The sequence below is a fragment of the Streptomyces sp. NPDC090032 genome (assembly GCF_044748025.1).
Lineage (GTDB): Bacteria > Actinomycetota > Actinomycetes > Streptomycetales > Streptomycetaceae > Streptomyces.
Map to the genome: position 1 here is coordinate 150,608 of NZ_JBIVFF010000006.1, position 22,017 is coordinate 172,624.

General features: G+C 72.0%; 18 protein-coding genes. 5 read left to right on the forward strand and 13 right to left on the reverse strand.

Annotated features, from left to right (window positions below):
* Positions 1 to 147: 147 nt before the first annotated feature.
* The 11 genes from ACIPWY_RS16090 to rsmI all read right to left on the reverse strand — a co-directional run bounded on the left by ACIPWY_RS16090 (position 148) and on the right by rsmI (position 13,173).
* Complete coding sequence (locus ACIPWY_RS16090) at positions 148 to 855, reverse strand: LuxR C-terminal-related transcriptional regulator (protein ID WP_393701606.1); 708 nt, start codon at positions 853 to 855, stop codon at positions 148 to 150.
* Positions 856 to 1,101: 246 nt separating this feature from the next.
* Complete coding sequence (locus ACIPWY_RS16095; protein WP_393701604.1) at positions 1,102 to 2,976, reverse strand: PQQ-binding-like beta-propeller repeat protein; 1,875 nt, start codon at positions 2,974 to 2,976, stop codon at positions 1,102 to 1,104.
* A gap of 73 nt (positions 2,977 to 3,049) precedes the next feature.
* The gene (locus tag ACIPWY_RS16100; protein ID WP_393701602.1) at positions 3,050 to 4,858 is read right to left on the reverse strand and encodes a PQQ-binding-like beta-propeller repeat protein; all 1,809 of its coding nucleotides are present in this window, start codon (positions 4,856 to 4,858) and stop codon (positions 3,050 to 3,052) included.
* Positions 4,859 to 5,080: 222 nt separating this feature from the next.
* The gene (locus tag ACIPWY_RS16105) at positions 5,081 to 6,892 is read right to left on the reverse strand and encodes an ABC-F family ATP-binding cassette domain-containing protein (protein WP_362897722.1); all 1,812 of its coding nucleotides are present in this window, start codon (positions 6,890 to 6,892) and stop codon (positions 5,081 to 5,083) included.
* Positions 6,893 to 7,019: 127 nt separating this feature from the next.
* Entirely contained in the window at positions 7,020 to 7,265 is a 246-nt protein-coding gene (locus ACIPWY_RS16110; RefSeq protein WP_362897724.1) for a hypothetical protein, read from the reverse strand.
* A gap of 78 nt (positions 7,266 to 7,343) precedes the next feature.
* On the reverse strand, positions 7,344 to 8,249 hold the full coding sequence (locus tag ACIPWY_RS16115) for a 4-(cytidine 5'-diphospho)-2-C-methyl-D-erythritol kinase (protein ID WP_401533548.1): 906 nt from the start codon (positions 8,247 to 8,249) through the stop codon (positions 7,344 to 7,346).
* Positions 8,246 to 9,109 carry a 16S rRNA (adenine(1518)-N(6)/adenine(1519)-N(6))-dimethyltransferase RsmA gene (gene rsmA, locus ACIPWY_RS16120; protein ID WP_362897728.1) on the reverse strand — a complete coding sequence of 288 codons (864 nt, stop codon included), beginning with the start codon at positions 9,107 to 9,109 and terminating at the stop codon, positions 8,246 to 8,248. The genes ACIPWY_RS16115 and rsmA overlap by 4 nt, the downstream gene beginning before the upstream one ends.
* Before the next feature lie 61 nt (positions 9,110 to 9,170).
* Positions 9,171 to 10,520, reverse strand: a complete 1,350-nt coding sequence (locus tag ACIPWY_RS16125) for a ubiquitin-like domain-containing protein (RefSeq protein ID WP_393701598.1) — start codon at positions 10,518 to 10,520, stop codon at positions 9,171 to 9,173.
* A gap of 136 nt (positions 10,521 to 10,656) precedes the next feature.
* Positions 10,657 to 11,538, reverse strand: coding sequence for a TatD family hydrolase (locus tag ACIPWY_RS16130; protein ID WP_362897732.1), 882 nt, complete (start codon positions 11,536 to 11,538; stop codon positions 10,657 to 10,659).
* A 79-nt stretch (positions 11,539 to 11,617) separates the two neighbouring features.
* A complete protein-coding gene (locus ACIPWY_RS16135; RefSeq protein WP_362897734.1) occupies positions 11,618 to 12,082 on the reverse strand; it encodes a hypothetical protein in 465 nt (154 codons plus the stop codon).
* Between the two features lie 194 nt (positions 12,083 to 12,276).
* Positions 12,277 to 13,173, reverse strand: a complete 897-nt coding sequence (gene rsmI / locus ACIPWY_RS16140) for a 16S rRNA (cytidine(1402)-2'-O)-methyltransferase (RefSeq protein WP_362897736.1) — start codon at positions 13,171 to 13,173, stop codon at positions 12,277 to 12,279.
* 99 nt (positions 13,174 to 13,272) lie between these two features.
* Between rsmI and ACIPWY_RS16145 the strand changes: the two genes are divergently transcribed.
* The 5 genes from ACIPWY_RS16145 to ACIPWY_RS16165 all read left to right on the forward strand — a co-directional run bounded on the left by ACIPWY_RS16145 (position 13,273) and on the right by ACIPWY_RS16165 (position 20,013).
* Positions 13,273 to 15,036, forward strand: coding sequence for a phospholipid carrier-dependent glycosyltransferase (locus ACIPWY_RS16145; RefSeq protein WP_362897738.1), 1,764 nt, complete (start codon positions 13,273 to 13,275; stop codon positions 15,034 to 15,036).
* 130 nt (positions 15,037 to 15,166) lie between these two features.
* Positions 15,167 to 16,804, forward strand: coding sequence for a penicillin-binding transpeptidase domain-containing protein (locus ACIPWY_RS16150; protein WP_401533552.1), 1,638 nt, complete (start codon positions 15,167 to 15,169; stop codon positions 16,802 to 16,804).
* 92 nt (positions 16,805 to 16,896) lie between these two features.
* The gene (locus ACIPWY_RS16155; protein ID WP_401533554.1) at positions 16,897 to 18,561 is read left to right on the forward strand and encodes a penicillin-binding transpeptidase domain-containing protein; all 1,665 of its coding nucleotides are present in this window, start codon (positions 16,897 to 16,899) and stop codon (positions 18,559 to 18,561) included.
* 67 nt (positions 18,562 to 18,628) lie between these two features.
* Complete coding sequence (locus ACIPWY_RS16160) at positions 18,629 to 19,162, forward strand: YbaK/EbsC family protein (RefSeq protein WP_401533557.1); 534 nt, start codon at positions 18,629 to 18,631, stop codon at positions 19,160 to 19,162.
* On the forward strand, positions 19,159 to 20,013 hold the full coding sequence (locus tag ACIPWY_RS16165; protein WP_362897746.1) for a DMT family transporter: 855 nt from the start codon (positions 19,159 to 19,161) through the stop codon (positions 20,011 to 20,013). The genes ACIPWY_RS16160 and ACIPWY_RS16165 overlap by 4 nt, the downstream gene beginning before the upstream one ends.
* 8 nt (positions 20,014 to 20,021) lie before the next feature.
* Here ACIPWY_RS16165 and ACIPWY_RS16170 read toward each other — a convergent pair whose 3' ends face one another.
* Both ACIPWY_RS16170 and ACIPWY_RS16175 read right to left on the reverse strand, forming a co-directional pair.
* Complete coding sequence (locus tag ACIPWY_RS16170; protein ID WP_362897748.1) at positions 20,022 to 20,795, reverse strand: SDR family NAD(P)-dependent oxidoreductase; 774 nt, start codon at positions 20,793 to 20,795, stop codon at positions 20,022 to 20,024.
* A gap of 40 nt (positions 20,796 to 20,835) precedes the next feature.
* The gene (locus ACIPWY_RS16175) at positions 20,836 to 21,996 is read right to left on the reverse strand and encodes a serine hydrolase domain-containing protein (RefSeq protein ID WP_362897749.1); all 1,161 of its coding nucleotides are present in this window, start codon (positions 21,994 to 21,996) and stop codon (positions 20,836 to 20,838) included.
* Positions 21,997 to 22,017: the final 21 nt, after the last annotated feature.

Consider the following 22,017-nt stretch of genomic DNA (forward strand, 5'->3'; position numbering starts at 1 on the left):
GCCCCGCCGAAGCGGGACGGGACTTGAAGTGGAGCGCCGAGCAGGCCTTGCACCTGCATCTCCCCGCAGGAAGCGGGGCGCCTTTCCTTGGACCACCGACGCACTGCCCGTACACCATGAGTCGCGGTGACGAGCGCAAGATCGACTCTAACTCAGGAATCCGGATCCGGCACCCCCGGGGCCGCCGGAACCGGACCCCGCCCGGTCGAGGAGCCCCGTGCGCGCGGCCAGCGCCGCCGCCTCCAGGCGCGAGCCGACGCCCAGCTTCATCAGGACCCGCTGCACATGCGTACGGGCCGTGCTCGGGGCGATGCCCATGCCGGCCGCGATCAGCCGGGTGTCCTCGCCGTCCGCGACCCGCACCAGGACCTCGACCTCACGCGGCGTCAGCATCTCCAGGAGCCGCTGCCCCTCGTCGTCCGGCTGCGCGGCCGGGTTGAGCAACTCGCTGAACGCCCCCTGCAGCAGCTGCGGCGCCACGGCCGTCTCCCCCGCCCGCGCCTTCATCAGGGCGCGCTCGACGCCCTCGATCCGCTCGTCGTGCCGTACGTAGCCGGAGGCGCCGGCCGCGAACGCCGCCGCGATGCCCCTGGGCGAGGGCACCGGCCCGAGGACGACCACCGCCACCTGCGGGCGCTCCCGCTTGATGCGCACGATCGGGTCGAAGATGCCCGGCTCCGCGGGCGTCGCCGTACCGATGAGACAGACCTCGGGCGCCCGCTGGATCACCAGCTCGGCCGCTCCCGCGGCAGGCGCGGCCGCCGCGAGCACCCGGTGCCCGCGCAGTTTGAGAGCCGAGGCGAGCGCCTCGGCGAGCAGTCGATGGTCGTCGACCACCATGAGCCGCACACCCATAGAGTCATCCCCCACATCCCCCGGGAACCCGTGGGCTCCCCAGAACCCCCTTGGTGCGGAAAGCCCCCCGACTCCCCGACCTCCTCCATCTCCCGGAAGCTACACGCTCGTCCGGCGTTGCGCTTCCCCTACTGGTGAGAAGTGACCCGGAATGCCGGAATCTCTGGCGGGCGGCGCATACGGCGACGGCCCCGCACCGGGTGAGGGTGCGGGGCCGTCGCCGGGCCGCGGGGAGCGGCCCCTGAGTCACTGCGCCGCGAAGACCACGGCCTCGTAGTCCTTCTCGTCCGCCGAGTACGGCTTGGAGATGAGTTCCTTGCCCATGGCCAGCCTGCCGTTGGTGTACAGCAGTTCGGACTGGGTGGGGGTCATGCTGCTGATGACGCTGGTCACGGTCTCCGTCGCCGGAGTGACCAGGAGCGTCTTCTGCTTCAGCGTCTTCGGGTCGATCGTGACGATCTCCGCGCCCTTGTCGTAGGGCCCGTCCTTGTACGCCAGGACGTTCCCGCCGTCCATGCGGACCGGGAAGAGCGTGTACTCGCCGCCGTCGACGCGGTCACCGGTGAGCTGGCCGTTCGCCAGGGAGAACGACACGATCTCGTTGGTCATGCCGGACGTGCCGCCGGCGTCGTGCTCGCGGGTCGGCATGTAGACGCGGTCGTTGCCGACCGTGATGCCACGGCAGCCGTGCATCGCGCTGACGTCGCAGTCGAAGTCGTACCGGTCCTTCTCCAGCGAGACCTTGGCGCGCAGCTTGCCGGTGTCGTCGAGGGAGAACAGGTCCGACATCTCGACCTCCTCGCCGGTGGCGATCACGAAGGTGACCGGCTTGCTGGAGACGACCGAGATGACGTTCACGTCGGCCGGCACCTTGTAGGTCCACTTCGGCTTGCCGGTCGCCGGGTCGAGGAGCTGCACCTGGTGCTTCTCATCGCCGTAGTCACCGCACTTGCGCACGGCGACCAGCTGCTCGCCGCCGCGGTAGCCGAGGTCCTCGCAGGAGCCGGCCTGCGGCTGCCAGAGGATCTTGCCCGACTTGATGTCGAAGGCCGCGCCGCCGTCGTAGCCGCCGCCGGCCGCCAGCGTGGAGCCGGTGATCGACAGCTCCTTGAACGGGATGTCACTCCCGCCGCTGCCGACGCTCTTCGTCCACAGCTTCTTGCCCGTGTCGACGTTGAAGACCGTGATCTTGGTGCACGGCTGGTAGTCGTACTCCTTCGGCTTGCGCGGGGCCGCCTCGCTGACGACCGCGCTCAGGCCGTCCTGGGTGACCTCGGGGGCGCCGCCGCACGTCTGGCCGGACAGCGGGAGCGTCCAGGACTTCTTGCCGGTGTCCGCGGCGTAGCCGACGATCTCGTCGATACCCGCCTTGGCGTACGTCGTGTCCGTGAGCCAGGAGCCCTTGGTGCTGAACACCTCGTCCTTGGGCACCTCGTGCTGGGGTACCTGGAAGAGGACCTGGGAGCTGGTGTTCGCCGGGACCTTCTCCTTGCTGGCGCCGCCGGTGGTGGTGCCGCCGGTGCCGCCCTTGTTCCCGTCGTCGCCCTTGCCGCCGGTGCCACCGGTCGTGCCCGCGGTGCTGGCGTCGGTCTTGTCGTCACCGGACGACGAGGAGTACCAGACACCGCCGCCGATGATGAGCGCGACCGCTACGACAGCACCGATGATGATCATCATCTGGGAGCTGATCTTCTTGCCGACGCCGCCGCCCGCCGCCTGCATGGGCACGGTGCCCGGCGGCGGGTAGGCGCCGTACTGCGGAGGCTGCTGGCCCGGGTAGCCGTAACCCTGCGGGATCGTCGGCGGCTGGCCCTGGGGGGCCTGCGGGTAGCCGTAGTTGGGGGCCGGGGGCTGCTGGCCCGGGTAGCCGTAGCCCTGCGGCGGCGTCGGCGGCTGGGCGGGCGGCTGCGCCGCGGGCGGCGTCTGGGGCGCCTGCGGGTAGCCGTAGCCGGGCTGCTGCGCCGGCGGGGGCGTGGGCGCGCCGAACCCTCCGGGCGGGGGGTCCTGGGGCGCGCCGAACCCTCCGGGCGGGGGGTCCTGCGGCTTGCCGAAGCCCACCGGCGGCGGGCCCTGGGGCGGGCCCTGCGGCGGCTCGTTGGGGGGCTGGGGCGGCTGCGTCATGACGTCTGTACCTCGGGTGACGGGGAGAAGGAGCGGGCGGCGGTGTGGTGGGCGGTCACTGGGGCTGCGGCGGTCACTTGCCGTACGCCAGCATCAGTTTCTCCTCGCCCTTGGCGGTGCCGGACAGGCGCGTCGTGGAGATGTAGAAGCGCCCGTCGACGTAGTCGACCGCCTTGGAGTAGAAGCCGTTCTCGATCTGCGCGGTTCCCGCCGGGTTCTGCAGCAGGGTCTTCGGCGTGTGCGAGCCCGCCGTCGCGATCGACACGACCCGGCCACCGGCGTCGTACGAGGCGTTGACGTAGGCGATCACCGCGCCACCCTCGGTCTTCAGCGGCAGCATGTTCTGCGCCACCGGCGACTTCACGCGCCAGCGCTCCTTGCCGTTCTCCAGGCTGATCGCGACGACCTCGTTGGCGGAGCCGCTGGTGGCCTTGGTCGGCAGGTACAGCGTGTTGGTGTCGGCCGCGACGCCCGTGCAGCCCTGGAGGTCACGGTCGAGGATGGCCCAGCCGCATTCGGGGGCGAACTCCTCGTCGACCGAGACCTCGGAACGCACCGCGCTGCTGCCGTTCTTCAGCGTGGTGATGTTCCACTGCTTCTTGTCCTCGTTGGTGAGGTAGAGGACGACCGGCGCGACGGAGTAGGCGCGGGCGACCTTCCAGCCCTTGGGGAACGGCTTGGTCCACTTCGTCTTGCCCGTCGCCGGGTCCAGCTCCTGGATCTCGTCGTGCTCCTTGTCCGTGGAGGCACCGCAGGAGGAGACGGCCAGGAGGCGCTCGCCGCCGGCGAAGGCGCCGGGGAAGCAGGAGGCGCCGTACTTCTTCTTCTCGAAGAGCTGCTTGCCGTCGCTGACGCTCAGGCCGAGGCCGGACATCTGGCGGCCGACCATCAACGTGCTGCCCGCGTAGGTGAGTTCGACGCCGCTGCCGGTGCCGTCGAAGAGGTCCCCCTCGGGGATCTTCTTCTCCCAGTCCTTCTTGCCGGTCTTCAGGTCGATCTGCTGGACCTGGTTGCACTTGGCGCGGTCGGTGACGCCGCTCATGTACGCGATGGCGACCTTGTCGCCGTCCGACTTCTGCACGCTGGCGCCGCAGATCTTCTGCGGGAGCTTGATGGTCGGCCAACTCGGCCTGCCGTCCGAGATGTTGTACGCGACGAGCTCGTTGTAGACCGCCTTCACCGCGATGGAGTCGGTGATCCACATGCCGGGCGCGTCCGCGCCGTCACCGGGGGCCTTGGGGGCCGTCTTGTACCAGAGGACCTTCGACTCACCGGCCTGGCGACCCGCGTTGAGGTCCTCCTTGCCGTCGCGCCCGTCGCCGGAGCCGTCGCCCGGGTCGACCGGCGCGGAGCCGGTGGGCTTGGGGTCCTGGCTCTTGTCGGCGACGGGATCCTTCTTCTTGTCGTCACCGCCGCCCACGACCGCCCAGACCACACCGCCGGCGATCACGACGACGGCCACGGCGGCGGCCACGATGATCCCGGTCCGGCCCTTGAAGAAGTTCTTGCCGCCGCCCGGGGCCGGGGGGCCGCCGGGGAACGGGGGCTGCTGCTGCGGCGGGTAGCCGTACTGGGGCTGCTGCCCGTAGGGGCCGGGCTGCTGCGCGCCGTACGGGCCGGGCTGCTGCGGGGGCTGGCCGTAGGGGCCGGGCTGCTGCGGAGGCTGGCCGTAGGGACCCGGCTGCTGGGGCTGACCGTAGGGGCCGCCCTGCGGGGGCCGGCCGTACGGGCCCGGCTGCTGCGGGTAGCCGTATCCGGGCTGCGGAGTCGGCGGAGCCTGCGGCGGCTGGGCCGGAGGCTGCGGCGGCTGCGCCGGAGGCTGCTGCGGATCCTGTGGTGCTCCGAAGCCGCCTTGCGGCGGCTGGTTGGGCGGCTGAGTCATCAGCGCTCCCCCCTCTTCACTGATGTGTCTGCTCGCCTGGTCGATCTCGCCTGGTCGATCTCGCCTGATCGATCTCGCCTGATCGATTTCAGGACGTTCTCCGGTCGTTCTCAGGCAATCGCCAGAGCGCCCTTTCTATCACCCTGCGCACTAACACATCGGGCCGGTCGCTCCCCTGTTCCCAAGGGAGCACCGGCCCGTGATGGGTCTGTTACGGGAGCTTCACGCGTCCTCCGCGAGCTCGAGCCAGCGCATCTCCAACTCCTCGCGCTCCCCGATCAGTTCACGCAGTTCACTGTCCAGCTTGGCCACCTTCGCGAAGTCCGTGGCGTTATCGGCGATCTGCGCGTGCAGCTTGGTCTCCCTCTCGGACATCTTGTCCATCTGCCGCTCGATCTTCTGGAGTTCCTTCTTCGCGGCGCGGGCGTCCGCGGCGGACACCGTCTTCTCGGGAGCCTGCGCCGCGGCGAGAACCGGGGAGGCGGCGGCCACGGCCTCCTCCATCCGCTGTCGCCGCTCCAGGTACTCGTCGATGCCGCGCGGCAGCATCCGCAAGCTGGCGTCGCCGAGCAGCGCGAACACCTTGTCCGTGGTGCGCTCGATGAAGAACCGGTCGTGGGAGATCACGACCATGGAGCCGGGCCAGCCGTCGAGGAGGTCCTCCAGCTGCGTCAGGGTCTCGATGTCGAGGTCGTTCGTCGGCTCGTCGAGGAAGAGGACGTTCGGCTCGTCCATCAGGAGGCGCAGGATCTGGAGACGGCGGCGCTCACCACCGGACAGGTCACCGACGGGCGTCCACTGCTTCTCCTTGTTGAAGCCGAACGTCTCGCAGAGCTGACCCGCGGTCATCTCGCGGCCCTTGCCGAGGTCGACGCGGTCGCGGACCTGCTGCACGGCCTGCAGGACGCGCAGTTCGGGGTTGAGCTCGGCGACCTCCTGCGAGAGGTAGGCGAGCTTCACGGTCTTGCCGACGGCGACGCGGCCGGCCGCGGGCTGCTCCTCGCCGTCGGTGCGGGCGGCCTGCGCCATGGCGCGCAGCAGGGAGGTCTTGCCCGCGCCGTTCACGCCGACCAGGCCGATGCGGTCGCCGGGGCCGAGCTGCCAGGTCAGGTGCTTGAGGAGCACCTTGGGCCCGGCCTGCACGGTGACGTCCTCGAGGTCGAAGACCGTCTTGCCGAGCCGGGAGCTGGCGAACTTCATCAGCTCGCTCTTGTCGCGCGGCTCCGGGACGTCGGCGATGAGCTCGTTGGCGGCCTCGATGCGGTAGCGGGGCTTGGAGGTACGGGCCGGGGCGCCGCGGCGCAGCCAGGCCAGCTCCTTGCGCATGAGGTTCTGCCGCTTGGTCTCCTCGGTCGCCGCGATGCGCTCGCGCTCGGCGCGCGCGAAGACGTAGTCGCTGTAGCCGCCCTCGTACTCGAAGACGTCACCCCTCTGCACGTCCCACATGCGGGTGCAGACCTGGTCGAGGAACCAGCGGTCGTGGGTCACGCAGACGAGGGCGGAGCGGCGGGTCCGCAGGTGGCTCGCCAGCCAGGAGATGCCCTCGACGTCGAGGTGGTTGGTGGGCTCGTCGAGGACGATCAGGTCGGGCTCGCCGATGAGGAGCTTCGCGAGCGCGATACGGCGCCGCTCGCCGCCGGACAGCGGGGCGATGACCGTGTCGAGGCCCTGCGGGAAGCCGGGCAGGTCGAGTCCGCCGAAGAGGCCGGTGAGCACGTCGCGGATCTTGGCGTTGCCCGCCCACTCGTGGTCGGCGAGGTCGCCGATGACCTCGTGCCGGACGGTCGCCTCGGGGTCGAGGGAGTCGTGCTGCGTGAGGACGCCGAGGCGCAGGCCGCCGCTGTGGGTGACGCGGCCGGTGTCGGCCTCCTCCAGCTTGGCGAGCATCCTGATGAGGGTCGTCTTGCCGTCGCCGTTGCGCCCGACGACACCGATCCTGTCCCCTTCGGACACGCCGAGCGATACGCCGTCGAGCAGGGCACGGGTGCCGTACACCTTGCTGACTGCCTCGACATTGACCAGGTTGACTGCCATTTCGCTCCTGACAAGGGGATGGATCAGTCTTCCAGCGTAGTCGCCGCGAGGGGTCCGCCGGCCTGCGCCTTCGTTGTGAGGTCCCGGACGGCCCGGACCCGGGCGGGAGCCTCCGCTTCCCCGCGAGCTACGGGCGCCGTCGAGCGGCACGGATGCGGGGACCTGCGCCCGCCCGGCCGAGGACTGCGGCGACCTCGCGCGGCCGTGCGACCCTGCCCTGCCAGCCACCGCCGGCGGGCGGGGGCAGGAGGTGGCCGCGGGTGGCGAGCACGGAGTGCAGCCCGACGAGGGCGATCGCGCCGAGCGGGACGACAGCGCTGCCGATGCGGCGTCTGCGGCGCCGGTGCCGGGCGCTCGCGGTGTCGGTGGTCATGGTGACCACGGTGCCGTGGCGCCCGTGGTGGCCGACAGCGCGGACGTACTCAGTTACCCGTGAGTACGTCCCGCTGCGTCAGCCTTGGACGACCGTCGCGCCAGGTGCCGGTGATGTCGTGACCCGTACGGAGCGGCAGGTGCCGGACGCCGTGAGGGCGGCGGCAACCGTGCGCGCCGACTTCTCGTCCGCGCAGAGGAACGCCGTGGTCGGGCCCGAGCCGGAGACCAGGCCCGCGAGTGCGCCCGCCGCCGTGCCCGCGTCGAGGGTGCCCTTCAGCGCGGGGAACAGGGAGAGCGCGGCGGGCTGGAGGTCGTTCGTGAGCGTCGCGGCCAGCGCGGCCGTGTCGCCGGAGCGCAGCGCGTCGAGCAGGGCGGGCGAGGCCTCAGGATCGGGGACGGCGCGGCCCGCGGTCGCGGCGAGGCGGTCGAACTCGCCGTACACGGCGGGCGTCGAGAGCCCTCCGTCGGCGGCGGCGAACAGCCACCAGAACTCCCCGCCCACGTCCAGGAGTTGAAGCTTCTCACCGCGCCCGGTGCCGAGCGCCGCCCCGCCGACCAGGCTGAACGGCACGTCGCTGCCCAACTCGGCGCAGATGTCGAGGAGTTCGTCGCGGGTGGCGCCGGTGCCCCACAGTGCGTCGCAGGCGACGAGGGCGCCGGCCGCGTCCGCGGAGCCGCCCGCCATGCCGCCGGCGACGGGGATGTCCTTGTCGATGTGGAGGTGGACGCGGGGCTCGATCCCGTACCGCTCGCCCAGCGCGATCGCGGCGCGGGCCGCGAGGTTCGTGCGGTCGAGCGGGACCTGGTCCGCGCCGGGGCCCTCGCAGGTGAGGGTCAGTTCGTCGGCCGCGGTCGCCGTGACGTCGTCGTGGAGGCCGACGGCGAGGAAGACGTTGGCGAGGTCGTGGAAGCCGTCGGGGCGGGCGGCGCCCACCGCGAGCTGGACGTTGACCTTGGCGGGGACCCGTACCGTCACGCTCACTGCTTGTTCTCCGCGATCCTCGCGAACTCCTCGACCGTGATGGCCTCGCCGCGCGCCTGCGGGGAGACACCGGCCGCGACCAGGGCGGCCTCGGCGGCGGCGGCCGATCCGGCCCAGCCGGACAGGGCGGCGCGCAGCGTCTTGCGGCGCTGGGCGAAGGCCGCGTCGACCACGGCGAAGACCTCGCGCTTGGAGGCGGTGGTCGCCACCGGCTCGGCGCGCCGGACCAGGGCGACGAGGCCGCTGTCGACGTTCGGCGCGGGCCAGAAGACGTTCCGGCCGATGGAGCCGGCGCGCTTCACGTCCGCGTACCAGTTGGCCTTGACCGACGGGACGCCGTAGACCTTCGAGCCGGGGGCGGCCGCGAGGCGGTCGGCGACCTCGGCCTGCACCATGACGAGCGTGCGCTCGATGGTCGGGAAGGTGGCGAGCATGTGGAGCAGGACCGGCACCGCGACGTTGTAGGGCAGGTTCGCGACGAGCGCCGTGGGCGCGGGGCCCGGCAGTTCGCTCACGAGCATCGCGTCGGAGTGGACGAGCGCGAAGGCGTCCTTCTTCTGCGGGAGGCGGGCCTCGATCGTCGCGGGCAGCGCGGCGGCGAGCACGTCGTCGATCTCGACGGCGGTGACGTGGGCCGCGGCCTCCAGGAGCGCCAGGGTCAGCGAGCCGAGGCCGGGGCCGACCTCGACGACGTTGTCCTCGGGGGTGACCTGCGCGGTGCGCACGATGCGGCGGACCGTGTTGGCGTCGATGACAAAGTTCTGGCCGCGCTGTTTCGTGGGCCGCACGCCCAGGGCTGCCGCCAGTTCGCGGATGTCGGCGGGGCCAAGCAGAGGGCCCTGGGGGTCAGTGGTGCTCACGGTCTCAGGGTACGGGGCGCCGCGGCCGGGTCCCGACCGGACCACGGGCCCCCGCCAGGCCTTACCCGTGCAGGCGGCCCCCGCAGTGCGGCCACGGGCTGGTGCCGCGCTGCACGTACAGCTTCTTCGCCCGGTACGTCTGCTCGGAGGCGGACGCGTCCTGGGGCCGGCCGCCGCCGCCCAGGCGGCGCCAGGTCTGTACGTCGAACTGGTAGAGGCCGCCGTAGGTGCCGGTGGCGTCGGTCGCGGCGGGGCGGCCGCCCGACTCGCAGCGGGCGAGCCCGCTCCAGTTCAGGCCGTCGGCGCCGGCGACGGAGGAGGGCGGCGGCTTGGTGCCGACCTTGACGACCTGACTGCGGGGCTCGCGCACGACCTCGGCACTCATGCGGCGCGGCTTCTGCTTGACGCCGTTGACGGTGCGCAGGGCGTAGGTGACGCGGCGGGTGCCCTGGCGGCCCGCCCGTTCGACGACCTCGGTGCCGCGGAACAGGGTCGGGTCCTTGGTGCGCTCCACGGCGTACTCGATGGGTTCCTCGCGCACCTCCTTGCTGCCCTTGATCCGCATGACGGTGATCGTCTGCCCGTCGCGCGGGAAGCTGTCCTGCGGCACGGACATGGTGTCCTGGCCGTGCAGCGAGACGCCCGCCTCGTCGACGGCGTCCCGGACGGTCGCGGCGTTGGTGCGGAGGGTGCGCTCGCGGCCGTCGGCCATGACGGTGACGCTGCGTTCCGTGCGGACGTCGAACGCCAGGCCGTCACGGGCGATGCGGCTCGAGCGGGACGTGGAGACGTAGGCGCCCTCGGCGCGGACTCCGAGCTGACGCAGGGCGGCGTCGACGGTGCCCGCGGTGGTCCACAGCTTGCGGCGCTCCCCGTCGATGGTGAGGTGGACGGGCCTGCCGTAGCGCACGGTGACCTCGTCGCCGCTGGCCAGGGCGGTCCCGGGGGCGGGGGCGACGACGTCGTGCGGGCCGACGTCGACCCCCTCGTCGGCGAGCAGCTCGCTGACGTCGTCCGCGAAGGTGTGCAGGGTGCGCGGCCTGCCGTCGACGCTGAGCTGGACGGCCTTGTCGGCGGCGACGAACGCGGTGGTGCCGCCGGCCAGGAACGCGACGACGAGGGCCTGCGGCAGCAGGCGTCTGAGGGTCTCGGGCCGCTCGGGCCGTTTCCTGCGCCGGGCCGCCCTGCGGGCCTCGGCGCGCCCCGCGGTCTGCGGCGCGGGGACGGTCCGGCGCGGCACCAGCGCTTCGGGCACCGGCCAGGCCGGCTGGGTCTCCATCGACTCGTAGCCGGGGCGGTAGGTGTCCCCGTAGGCCCCGTAGGGGTGCGGGCCGGCCGGTGGTTCGTGTGTCTCGTCGAGCGCGTCGAGCGTTTCCTGCGGCTCATACGTCCCGTACGGCGAATTGCTCACGACGACGCTCCTGGGTCCGGATCGGGCGAGGAGAACCTAGCGGAGCGATCGTCACTCTCCAAAGCGGCGCGACTACGCTGTGTCGCGGCGTGTTCCCGGCGTTACCCGTCCGGCGCCGTCTCCGGGGTGTGGCCGGTCAGTAGTCGAAGGCGCGCGCCGTGTTGGCCGCGACGGCCGTCGCGAGGGTGTCCTCGTCGAGGTCCTTCACCGCGGCCATGGCGCGCAGCGTGACCGGAACGAGATAAGGGGCGTTAGGCCGTCCGCGGTAGGGCGCGGGGGTCAGGAAGGGCGCGTCGGTCTCGACGAGGACGAGCTCGCGCGGGGCTACGACCAGGGCGTCGCGCAGGGGCTGCGCGTTCTTGAAGGTGACGTTCCCGGCGAACGACATGAAGTAGCCGTTCTCGGCGCAGATCCGGGCCATCTCCGCGTCTCCGGAGTAGCAGTGGAAGACCGTGCGCTCGGGGGCGCCCTCCTCCTTGAGGATGCGCAGCACGTCGGCGTGGGCGTCGCGATCGTGAATCACGAGCGCCTTGCCGTGCCGCTTGGCGATCTCGATGTGGGCGCGGAAGGAGCGCTCCTGCGCGGCGATGCCTTCAGGTCCCGTACGGAAGTGGTCGAGTCCGGTCTCCCCGACGCCCTTGACGTGCGGGAGGGCCGCGAGCCGGTCGATCTCCGCGAGCGCCTCGTCGAGGGCGGCGTCGCCGCCGGCGGGCCGCTCGCCCTGCCGCGACCAGCCGTCGGGGTCGCCGAGGACGATACGGGGCGCTTCGTTCGGGTGCAGCGCGACGGTGGCGTGCACGCTCGGGTGCGCGGCCGCGGTGTCGGCGGCCCAGCGGGACCCGTTCACGTCACAGCCGACCTGGACGACGGTCGTCACACCCACCGACGCGGCCTTGGCGAGGCCCTCCTCCACCGTGCCCGACTGCATGTCGAGGTGGGTGTGCGAGTCGGCGACCGGCACCGAGAGGGGCGCGGGCAGCGGCGGCGGGGTGACGTCCTTCGAACGGTCAGAACTCATGCCCCGATCCTACGAAGCCGGGGTCGGTGGGGTCGTCGGGGTCCGGTCGCGGCCGGCCAGACGGTACTCGGGGCGGCGCTCAGTCGGTCTTGCGGTGCTGGAAGGGGTGCAGCAGGTCGGAGAGGTGCCAGTGGTGGTCGTGGGGGGCCTTCTCCGGGTGGTCCTTCGCGGGGTGGTCCTTCGCGGGGTGGTCCTCGCCCTCGCGCTGCTCCCCCGGCATGATTCCCTCGCGCTCCATCACGCCGCGGATCGACGAGACCCGCCCCGCCCTCATGATCCGTACGACATGGCCGCCGCAGTTGAGGCACGTGGGCCGGGTCAGCGGGGACGGGACGCGCTCGCCGCCCACCACGTACATCACGAACTCGGCGCCGTCGCCGTCGATGTGGTGCTCGATCTCGAAACTCTGTTCCCAGCCGTGACCGCACCGCATGCAGGCGAAGGCGTACGACTCGTGGGCGATGGCTGTGGCCGCGCTCCGGTTGGGTATCTGGCGTGCGGCAGCACCGGCCGGGGTCGGTACGGCGCCTGCGATCTCACTCATGCCTGCTCCTCTTGCCCTCTGGACAAGGCACTTCCGGGCGGGGCATTACATCCGCCCTGAAGCGTGGGACGGGTGCGTCCCTTCAACCAGTGGACGCTTCTCCCGGCGCGATCGCATCAGGCCTGTCGACTATTGGATCCGATTTGGCCTTTCCTTATCGGAAAGGGCCTGACGCGCGGCCTGCGCTTTGCTTTTCACGATAGTCCTTTGCCCTCCGATGGGGCGCCCCGAGCGGCATTCTTTGCCGCCACCACGGCATCGAAGACCTCGCGCTTGGGTAGCCCGGCATCGGCGGCCACCGCCGCGATGGCTTCCTTGCGCCGCTCCCCCGCCTCCTCGCGCACCAGCACCCTGCGTACCAGCTCGGAGGCGTCGAGTGACTCCGCGCCCTTCTCCGGGGCGCCCTCGACGACGACGGTGATTTCCCCGCGCACGCCTTCCGCGGCCCATTTCGCGAGTTCCCCGAGCGGGCCCCGCTTCACTTCCTCGTACGTCTTGGTGAGCTCACGGCACACGGCCGCCCTGCGCTCGGCGCCGAATGCCTCCGCCATCGCGGCGAGGGTGTCGTCGAGGCGGTGCGGGGCCTCGAAATAGACGAGGGTGCGGCGTTCCTCGGCCACTTCTTTCAGCCTGCCCATGCGCTCGCCGGCCTTGCGCGGCAGGAAACCCTCGAAGCAGAACCGGTCGACGGGGAGCCCGGACAGCGCGAGCGCGGTGAGCACCGCGGACGGACCGGGCACTGCGGTGACCTTGATGTCACGCTCGACGGCGGCCGCGACGAGCCGGTACCCGGGATCGGACACGGACGGCATCCCCGCGTCGGTCACGAGCAGCACCCGGGCCCCGCCCGCGAGCGCCTCGACCAGCTCGGGCGTTCGGGCGGACTCGTTCCCCTCGAAGTACGACACGACGCGCCCGCCCGGGCTCACCCCGAGCGCCTGCGTCAGACGCCGCAGCCTGCGGGTGTCCTCGGCGGCGATGACGTCGGCGTCGGCCAGCTCCTTGCTGAGCCTGGGCGGCGCGTCCGACACGTCTCCGATGGGCGTGCCCGCGAGCACGAGCGTTCCGGGGGAATCTGGGCTTGATGTCACGGATCCATCCTCGCAGGGGCGGGGCGCGGTGTGTCGTGCGGGACGTGTCGGCCGGGCCGCACGCGGGACTCGCACAGTGACGTTCCCTACGATGGCGCGGTGACCAGACTTGCGTCCTCGCCGCACTCGCCCTCGACCAGCGCCCCGCCGGGCCTCGACCCCGGCGAGGGGCGGCAGCCGTCGACGTGGGAGCGCCGGCTGCGGCAGTTCGGTCACGTGGCGCGGCCCCGGGACGACGTGGGCACGCGGCTCGTGCCGCCGTACGCGCCGCCGTCGTCGCGGCTGTGGACGACGCTCGGTCTTTCCGAAGGCGTCGCGCGGGGCGTGACGCGCTGGTCGGGCTGGCTCGGTCCGCTGCTCGTGACGCTGATCGCGGGCCTGATGCGGTTCTGGCATCTCGGCAGCCCGAAGGCCGTGATATTCGACGAGACGTACTACGCGAAGGACGCGTGGGCGCTGATCCACCGCGGCTTCGAGGTCAACTGGGACAAGAACGCCAACGACCTGATCCTCAAGACCGGCGGCCATGTGCCGATCCCGCACGACGCCTCGTACGTCGTGCATCCGCCGGTCGGCAAGTACGTCATCGGGATCGGTGAGTGGCTGTTCGGTTTCAATCCGTTCGGCTGGCGGTTCATGACCGCGGTGCTCGGCACGCTGTGCGTGCTGCTCGTGTGCCGCATCGGGCGGCGGCTGTTCCGCTCGACGTTCCTGGGCTGCCTGGCCGGTCTGCTGCTCGCCGTGGACGGCCTCGCGTTCGTGATGAGCCGCACGGCGCTGCTCGACTCGGTCCTCGTGTTCTTCGTCGTCGCCGCGTTCGGCTGCCTGCTCGTGGACCGCGACAAGGCGCGCGGGAAGCTCGCGGCCGCGCTGCCGAGGGGCGAGGACGGTGTGCCGCGCCCCGACGTGCACATCGCCGAGACGCTGCGCCTGGGATGGCGCCCGTGGCGGCTGCTCGCCGGCCTGTGCCTGGGCCTCGCCGCGGGCACGAAGTGGAACGGCTTCATCTATCTGGCGGCGTTCGGCATCCTCACGGTCCTGTGGGACGTCGGCGCGCGCCGGGTCGCCGGGGCCCGCCGGCCGTACGTCGCCGTGCTCAAGCGGGACCTCGGGTGGGCGTTCCTGTCGACGGTGCCGGTCGCGGTAGGCACCTACGTCCTGTCCTGGCTCGGCTGGATCCTTTCTCCTGCCGACGGGACCGGCGGCTACTTCCGCAACTGGGCGGCGACCGACGGCCGGGGCGGCTCCTGGACCTGGCTGTTCCCCGACTGGGTGCGCAGCCTGTGGCACTACGAGCACGAGGTCTACAAGTTCAACGTGGGGCTCAGCTCCCCGCACATCTACCAGTCGAACCCGTGGAGCTGGCTCGTCGACGGCAGGCCGGTCTCGTACTTCTACGAGTCCCCGCTGCCCGGCAAGGACGGCTGCCCGGCCGGTGCGGGCGACAAGTGCGCCCGCGAGGTCCTGGCGCTCGGCACCCCGCTGCTGTGGTGGGCGGCGGCGTTCGCCGTGCTGTATCTGCTGTGGCGCTGGTTCTTCCGCCGTGACTGGCGGGCGGGCGCCATCGCGTGCGCCATCGCCGCGGGCTACCTGCCCTGGTTCAACTACCAGGAACGCACGATCTTCTTCTTCTACGCGGTCGTCTTCGTGCCCTTCCTGTGCCTCGGCATCGCGATGCTGATCGGCGCGATCCTCGGGCCACCGGGCTCCGGGGAGCGGCGCAGGGTCGTGGGCGCGGCCGGTGCCGGCGTGCTGGTCCTGCTGATCGTGTGGAACTTCGTCTACTTCTGGCCGATCTACACCGGCCAGGCGATCCCGTTCAGCTCCTGGCAGTCCCGGATGTGGTTGGACTCCTGGGTCTGACCTCGGATGTTCCGAGCCCACGCGAGCGGTCTCCGTTCGGACAAGTTCGGACAACATCTGCGCACTCTCGTCACATAGGGCACGGCCTCCGCATAAAGTTCCCCACCGGAACCTGGGGAGGGGACGCAGCATGCGCAAGGGGGCCAAGGCCGCTGTGATCGGCGGGGTGTTCGCCGTCATGGTCGGGGGCGCGGGATACGGCGCGTACAACGTGGTGACGGCCGTGACCGGTACAGGCGGATCGAGTACGGCGGGGGCGCCCTCGCCGCGCAGGACCGGGCCGCCGACGGCGGACGAGATCAAGGACGTGTCGCAGAAGTTCCTCGCGGCGTGGGCGAAGTCCGACCCGGGCTCGGCGTCGACGTACACGAACAACGCGGAGTCTGCGCTCTCGGCGCTGACCGGCTGGCACGACGACGCGCACATCACGCAGACCACGCTGACGGCGGGGGCGCCCTCGGGGGCCGAGGTGCCGTTCGAGGTGAAGGCCACGGTGTCGTTCGAGGGGAAGAAGAAGACCCTCGCCTACGACTCCTCGCTGAAGGTCGTGCGGGGCCTCAACACCGGCCGGGCGCTGGTCGACTGGCAGGCGGCCGTCGTGCACCCGGACATGCGCCGCGGCGACACCCTCGTCACGGGCGAGGCCTCGGCACCGCCCATCGAGGCCGTGGACCGCTCGGGCGCCGTCCTGACGAAGGAGAAGTACCCCTCGCTCGGGCCGATCCTGGACCAGCTGCGGGAGAAGTACGGGGACAAGGCCGGCGGCCGGGCGGGCGTCGAGACGTACATCCGGCGCGAGAGCGAGGACGCCGGGACCAAGACGCTGCTCACGCTGGTGAAGGGCAAGGCGGGCGAGCTGCACACGACGCTCAGCGCCACCGCGCAGGCGGCGGCCGAGCGAGCCGTGAAGAGCTACGCCGAGTCGTCCGTGGTGGCCGTGCAGCCGAGCACGGGCCAGGTCCTCGCGGTCGCCAACCACCGTCAGGACGGCTTCAACGCCGCTTTCCAGGGCGAGCAGGCCCCCGGCTCCACGATGAAGATCATCACGACGGCGATGCTCATCGACAACGGTGTCGCCTCGGTCAACAGCCCTGCTCCCTGCCCGGACACGGCGACCTGGCAGAGCCAGACGTTCCACAATCTTCCGGGCATGAAGGCCAACGAGGGCGCCAACCTCGCGGACAGCTTCGCGCGGTCCTGCAACACGGCGTTCGTGAAGCTCATCGACGAAAAGCCGCTGACGGACGAGTCGTTGACGCGCGAGGCGCAGGACCGCTTCGGTCTCGGCCAGGACAACTGGAAGACCGGCATCGCATCCGCGGACGGCAAGATTCCTCCGTCCGGCGGCCCCGACCGCGCGGCCAACGCCATCGGGCAGGGCCAGGTCCAGATGAACCCGCTGAACATGGCGTCCGTCACGGCGACCGCGCTGACGGGCGCCTTCCACCAGCCCGTGATCGTGCCGCGCTCCGTCGACGACCGGGAGCTCGCCACCGCCCGCGGCCTGCCTGCGAACACCGCTGCGCAGCTGCGGACGATGATGTACCGCACGGCGACGGTCGGCACCGCCGCGCAGGTCATGGCGGGTCTCGGCCCGGAGATCGGCGCGAAGACCGGCTCGGCGGAGGTCACCGGCCAGACGAAGTCGAACAGCTGGTTCACCGGCTACCGCGGGGACGTCGCGGCGGCCGCGGTCACCGAGGAGGGCGGCCACGGCGGCGACGCCGCGGGCCCGATCGTCGCGGCGGTGCTACGGGCCGGTAGCTGAGGCGCCGTCGGGGGCAACTCCCCCGACGCCTTAGTCTGAGCCGTCCGCGAGGAACCCAGTGGACCGGGCAGACAGGCAACGACGGAGGACCGGTGGGCAGCAGAGGCAGGCAACCCGAGCGCAAGAAGGCGAACGCGGCCGTGATCGGCGGCGTGGCCGCCGTCGTGGTGCTCGGCGCCGGATTCAGCGCTTACGCCTTCTTCGACGGCGACTCGGACCGGACGTCCGCCGCCGACGACAAACCCCACGTCAAGACGGGTCCCGTCACCGCGGCCGAGGTCCGCACCGCGGCCGACCGCTTCCTGACCGCGTGGGCCGCGGGCGACACCGCGAAGGCTGCGGCCGCCACGGACGACGCGACCGCGGCGACGGCCGCCCTCACCTCGTACGGCAAGGACGCCCATCTGTCCGGGGTGAAGCTGACGCCCGGCAAGCGCGCCGGGGCCAAGATGCCGTTCGCGGTGGCGGCGACGGTCTCGTACGGGGGAAAGTCGAAGCCGTTCGCGTACGGCTCCGAACTGACCGTCGTGCGGCGGGTGAAGGACGGCGAGCCGCTCGTCGGGTGGCGGGCGTCCGTCGTGCACCCGGACCTCAAGGACGGTGACCGGCTCGTCACGGGCGCGGCCGGCGACCCCCCGATCAAGGCGACGGACCGCTCCGGGAACGAGCTGACCGCGGCCGAGTACCCCTCGCTCGGCACCGTCATCGACGGGCTGCGCGAGAAGTACGGCAAGAAGGCCGGCGGCACGGCGGGCATCGAACTGCGCGTCGTCCACAAGGACAGCGGCAAGGAGAGCGAGCACACGCCCGACAAGACGCTCGTCACGCTCTCCAAGGGCACGCCCGGCACCCTGCGCACGACGATCAGCCCGACGTCGCAGGCCGTCGCCGAACGTGAGGTCGCCAAGCGGGAGAAGGCGGCGGTCGTCACCATCAAGCCGTCGACCGGAGAGATCCTCGCGGTCGCCAACTCCCGCCCCGAAGGCTTCAACACGGCCTTCCAGGGCTCCCTCGCGCCCGGCTCCACGATGAAGATCGTGACGTCGTCGATGCTCCTGGAGAAGAACCTCGCGGGCGTCGACAAGAAGCACCCGTGCCCCAAGTACGTGACGTACGGCGGCTGGAAGTTCCAGAACGACGACAAGTTCGAGATCAAGGACGGCACCTTCCGGGCCAGCTTCGCGCGCTCCTGCAACACGGCCTTCATCAGCCAGGCCAAGGAGCTGGAGGACGGCGACCTGACGAAGCAGGCGCAGGAGGTCTTCGGGCTCGGCCGCGACAACTGGTCGATCGGCGTGCCCAGCTTCGACGGCGCGGTCCCCGTGCAGTCGCAGGCGCAGATGGCGGCTTCGCTGATCGGTCAGGGCGGGGTGCGGATGAACCCGCTCAACATGGCGTCGGTCGTCGCCACCGCCGAGACGGGCGAGTTCAAGCAGCCCTACCTGGTCTCTCCGGACGTCGACCACCGCACGCTCGCCACGGCGTCCCGCAAGCTGTCCCCGTCGACCGTGAGCGCCCTGCGCGAGCTGCTGCACTACACGGCGGTCGCCGGTACGGCGGTCGAGCCGATGTCCGGGCTCGGCACCGACATGGGCGCGAAGACCGGCTCGGCGGAGGTCGACGGGCAGAAGGAGCCCAACGGCTGGTTCACGGCCTGGCGCGGCGATCTGGCCTCGGCGGCGGTCGTCCAGCAGGGCGGCCACGGCGGTGACTCGGCGGGTCCCGTGGTGCGGCAGATGCTGCTCGCCGGGGACTGACGACAGGGCTCGCGGCTGGGCTGATACCTGGTCGCGTGGCGGGTACACCGAGCGCTACGGTGCCGCCATGAGCACCCCGGAACCAGCAGCACCCGCAGCATCCGCCGCGCCCGCCGCCACCCACGCGCACCCCCGTTTCGCCGAAGCCCTCGCCGGGCTGGGCCTGGCCGACGTACTCCCGCTCGTCCGCCGCTTCCCCGAGGCGACGAGGACGGCGCAGGAGGCGGCGGACGCGATCGGCTGTGAACTCAGCCAGATCTGCAAGTCGCTGATCTTCGCGGCGGACGGAGTGCCGGTGCTCGTCCTCATGGACGGCGCGTCGCGGGTGGACGTGGAGCTGGTCCGGCACGAGCTGGGCGCGGAGAAGGTCACCCGCGCCAAGGCGGACGTCGTGCGCGCGACGACCGGGTACGCGATCGGCGGCATCCCGCCCTTCGGCCACCTCACCAGGACCCGGGTCCTCGCCGACCGCTCCCTCCTGGACCACGACACCGTGTGGGCCGCCGCGGGCACCCCGTACGCCGTGTTCCCCATGGACCCCAAGTCGCTGATCGCGCACGCCGGCGCGACCCTCGTGGACGTGCGCGAGAGCGCTCGGTGACCCCGCTCGTCGCGGCGGCCGTGCTCCTCGCGGCCGTCACGCACGCGAGCTGGAACGCGATCGCCCACCACATCACGGACAAGCTGGTCGGCTTCACGCTGATCTCGGGCGGCGGCGCGCTCATCGGGCTCGTGTGCGTGCCCTTCGTACCGTTCCCGCACGCGGCGGCCTGGCCGTACCTCATCGGCTCCGCGCTCCTCCACGTCGCCTACTACGCCCTGCTGATGCGGTCGTTCAAGCTCGGCGACTTCGGCCAGGCGTACCCGATCGCTCGCGGCACGGCGCCGCTCGTGGTGACCGTGCTCGCGGCGGTGTTCGCGGGCGAGATCCCCGACGGCTGGCAGGCGGCGGGCGTCGCGGTCTCGTGCGCGGGTCTGACCGGGCTCGCCCTGTGGGGCATACGGGGCTCGGGACGCAGGCCCGACTGGGCTGCCGTGGGCGCGGCCGTCGCGACGGGCGTGTCCATCGCGGCGTACACGGTGGTGGACGGACTCGGCGTGCGCGCCTCCGGGAACTCGCTCGGCTACATCGCCTGGCTGATGCTCCTCGGCGCCCTCGGCGTCCCCGTGTACGCGGCCTGGACGTGGCGGGGCGAACTGGCGGCCCGGCTACGGCCGTTCGCGGCGGTCGGGCTGCTCGGCGCGGCCCTGTCCGTGTCCGCGTACGGGCTCGTCCTGTGGGCGCAGACACGGGCGGACCTCGCCCCGATCTCGGCCCTGCGCGAGTCGTCGATCATCGTGGGCGCGGCGATCGGGACGGTGTTCTTCAAGGAACGGTTCGGGACACCACGGATGGTGGCGGCGGGGCTGATGGTGGCGGGGATCGGGCTGATGCTGCACACCGCGGGCTGAGCGGGGCGTCACTGGAGCTGGGCGCGGAATCCCAGGCTCGCCGACGTCAGGCCGCCGTCGACCGGGAGGGTGACCCCGGTGATCCATGCCGCGTCCGGCGAGGCGAGGAACGTCACGGCCGCCGCGATGTCCTCCGGCTCGCCGACCCGCCCCAGCGGGTAGAGGCCGCTGACGGCGTCCAGGGCGGCGCCCCGGCCCGACCAGGCGGGGGTGCGCACCGTGCCCGGCGCGACGAGGTTGACGCGGACGCCGCGCGGGCCCGCGTGCCCGGCGAGGGTGCGGGTGAGTGAGCCGAGTCCCGCCTTCGCGGCGCTGTACGCGTGATTGCCGTAATCCTGAAGGCCGTTGACGGAACCGACGCTCACGATCGCGCCACGGCCCGATGCCACCAGGTGGGGCAGAGCGGCACGGCAGCAGCGGTACGCGCCGGTCAGCGTGATGTCGAGGTCGCGGGCCCACACGTCGTCCGGCTCGTCCTCGAAGCGGGCGGCGTCCGGGGCGCACGAATAGGCGTTGTTGACGAGCACGTCGAGGCGGCCGAACTCCCCGACGGCGGCCTCGACCGCCGCCTCCACCGCTTCGCGCGACCCGACGTCGCAGGCGAACGCCTGTGCCGCGCCGCCCTGTTCGCGGATTCCGGCGGCCGTCTTCTCCGCCGCCTGCGGATCCACATCGGTGACGGCGACCTGCGCCCCCTCGGCGGCGAACCTGTGCGCGGTGGCGGCGCCGATGCCGCGCGCCGCGCCGGTGACCATGACCCCGTACCCCTCGAAGCGCCTCATGGGCCGACGCTACCCGGCGCGCGTCCGGGGCACACGGCGGTCATCCGGCGAGCGAGGCGCGCACCGCCCGCACCAGCGACTGAGCGCGCGGGTCCGCGGTGACGCCCTTCTGCATGCCGTTCGTGACGTAACCGAAGGCGATCCCCGACCCGGGGTCCGCGAAGCCGAGCGGGCCGCCACGGCCGGGGTGGCCGAAGGAGCCGGGGCCGAGGAGGGGTGAGGCGACGCCGTGGAGCATGTAGCCGAGTCCGAAGCGGGTCGGGACGACGAGTACACGGTCGGCGCCCGAGGACGCCTCCGTGCGGGCCGACTCCACGGTGCCGGGCGTGAACAGGCGGGTGCCGCCGTCGACTTCGCCGATCAGGGACGCGTAGAAACGGGCGAGTCCCTCCGCCGTGCCGACACCGTTCGAGGCGGGCAGTTCGGCCGCGCGGTAGGCCGGGTCGTTCTCGTCGGGCGCGGGGTGGATGGCGCCGAAGGCGCGGCGGGTGAGGGAGTCCGGGTCGGCGTAGGCCTCGGCGACGTTCTTCTTGGGGCGGGTGCGCAGGCCGCCGCCGGGCGCTGCCGGGGGTTCGACGGGGCCGATGAGTCCGGCGCGGTGCGCCTCGGCCGCGGGCAGGCCGACCCAGAGGTCGGCGCCGGCGGGGGCGGCTATGTGCTCGGCGATCCAGGCGCCGACGGTGCGGCCGGTGACGCGGCGCACCAGCTCGCCGGTGAGCCAGCTGTAGGTCTGTGCGTGGTAGCCGTGGTCGGTGCCGGGTTCCCAGGCGGGGGCCTGGGCGGCGACGGCCGCGGCGCCGGTGTCGGGGTCGGCGGCCTCGGCGGGGGTCAGCGGGCGGTCGAGCGCGGGGACTCCGGTGCGGTGCGCGAGGACGTCGCGGACGAGGACGTGCTCCTTGCCGTGCTCCTTGAACTCGGGCCAGTAGGCGCTGACCGGCGCGTCCAGCTCGAGCTCGCCTCGCTGGTGCAGGAGGAGCAGCGCGGCGGCGGCCACGCCCTTCGTGGCGGAGCGCAGGATCTGGGCGGTACCGCGCTCCCAGGGGGCGCCGCCGCTCACGTCGCGGGTGCCGGCCCACAGGTCGACGACCTTGTGTCCGTCGCGGTAGACGACGACGCCCGCGCCGCGCTCGCCGAGCGCTTCGAAGTTGTGGGCGAACGCGTCCCTGACCGGTTCGAACCCGGTGTCCACTGTGCCGTTCATGTCACTCACATCGGGTGTAAC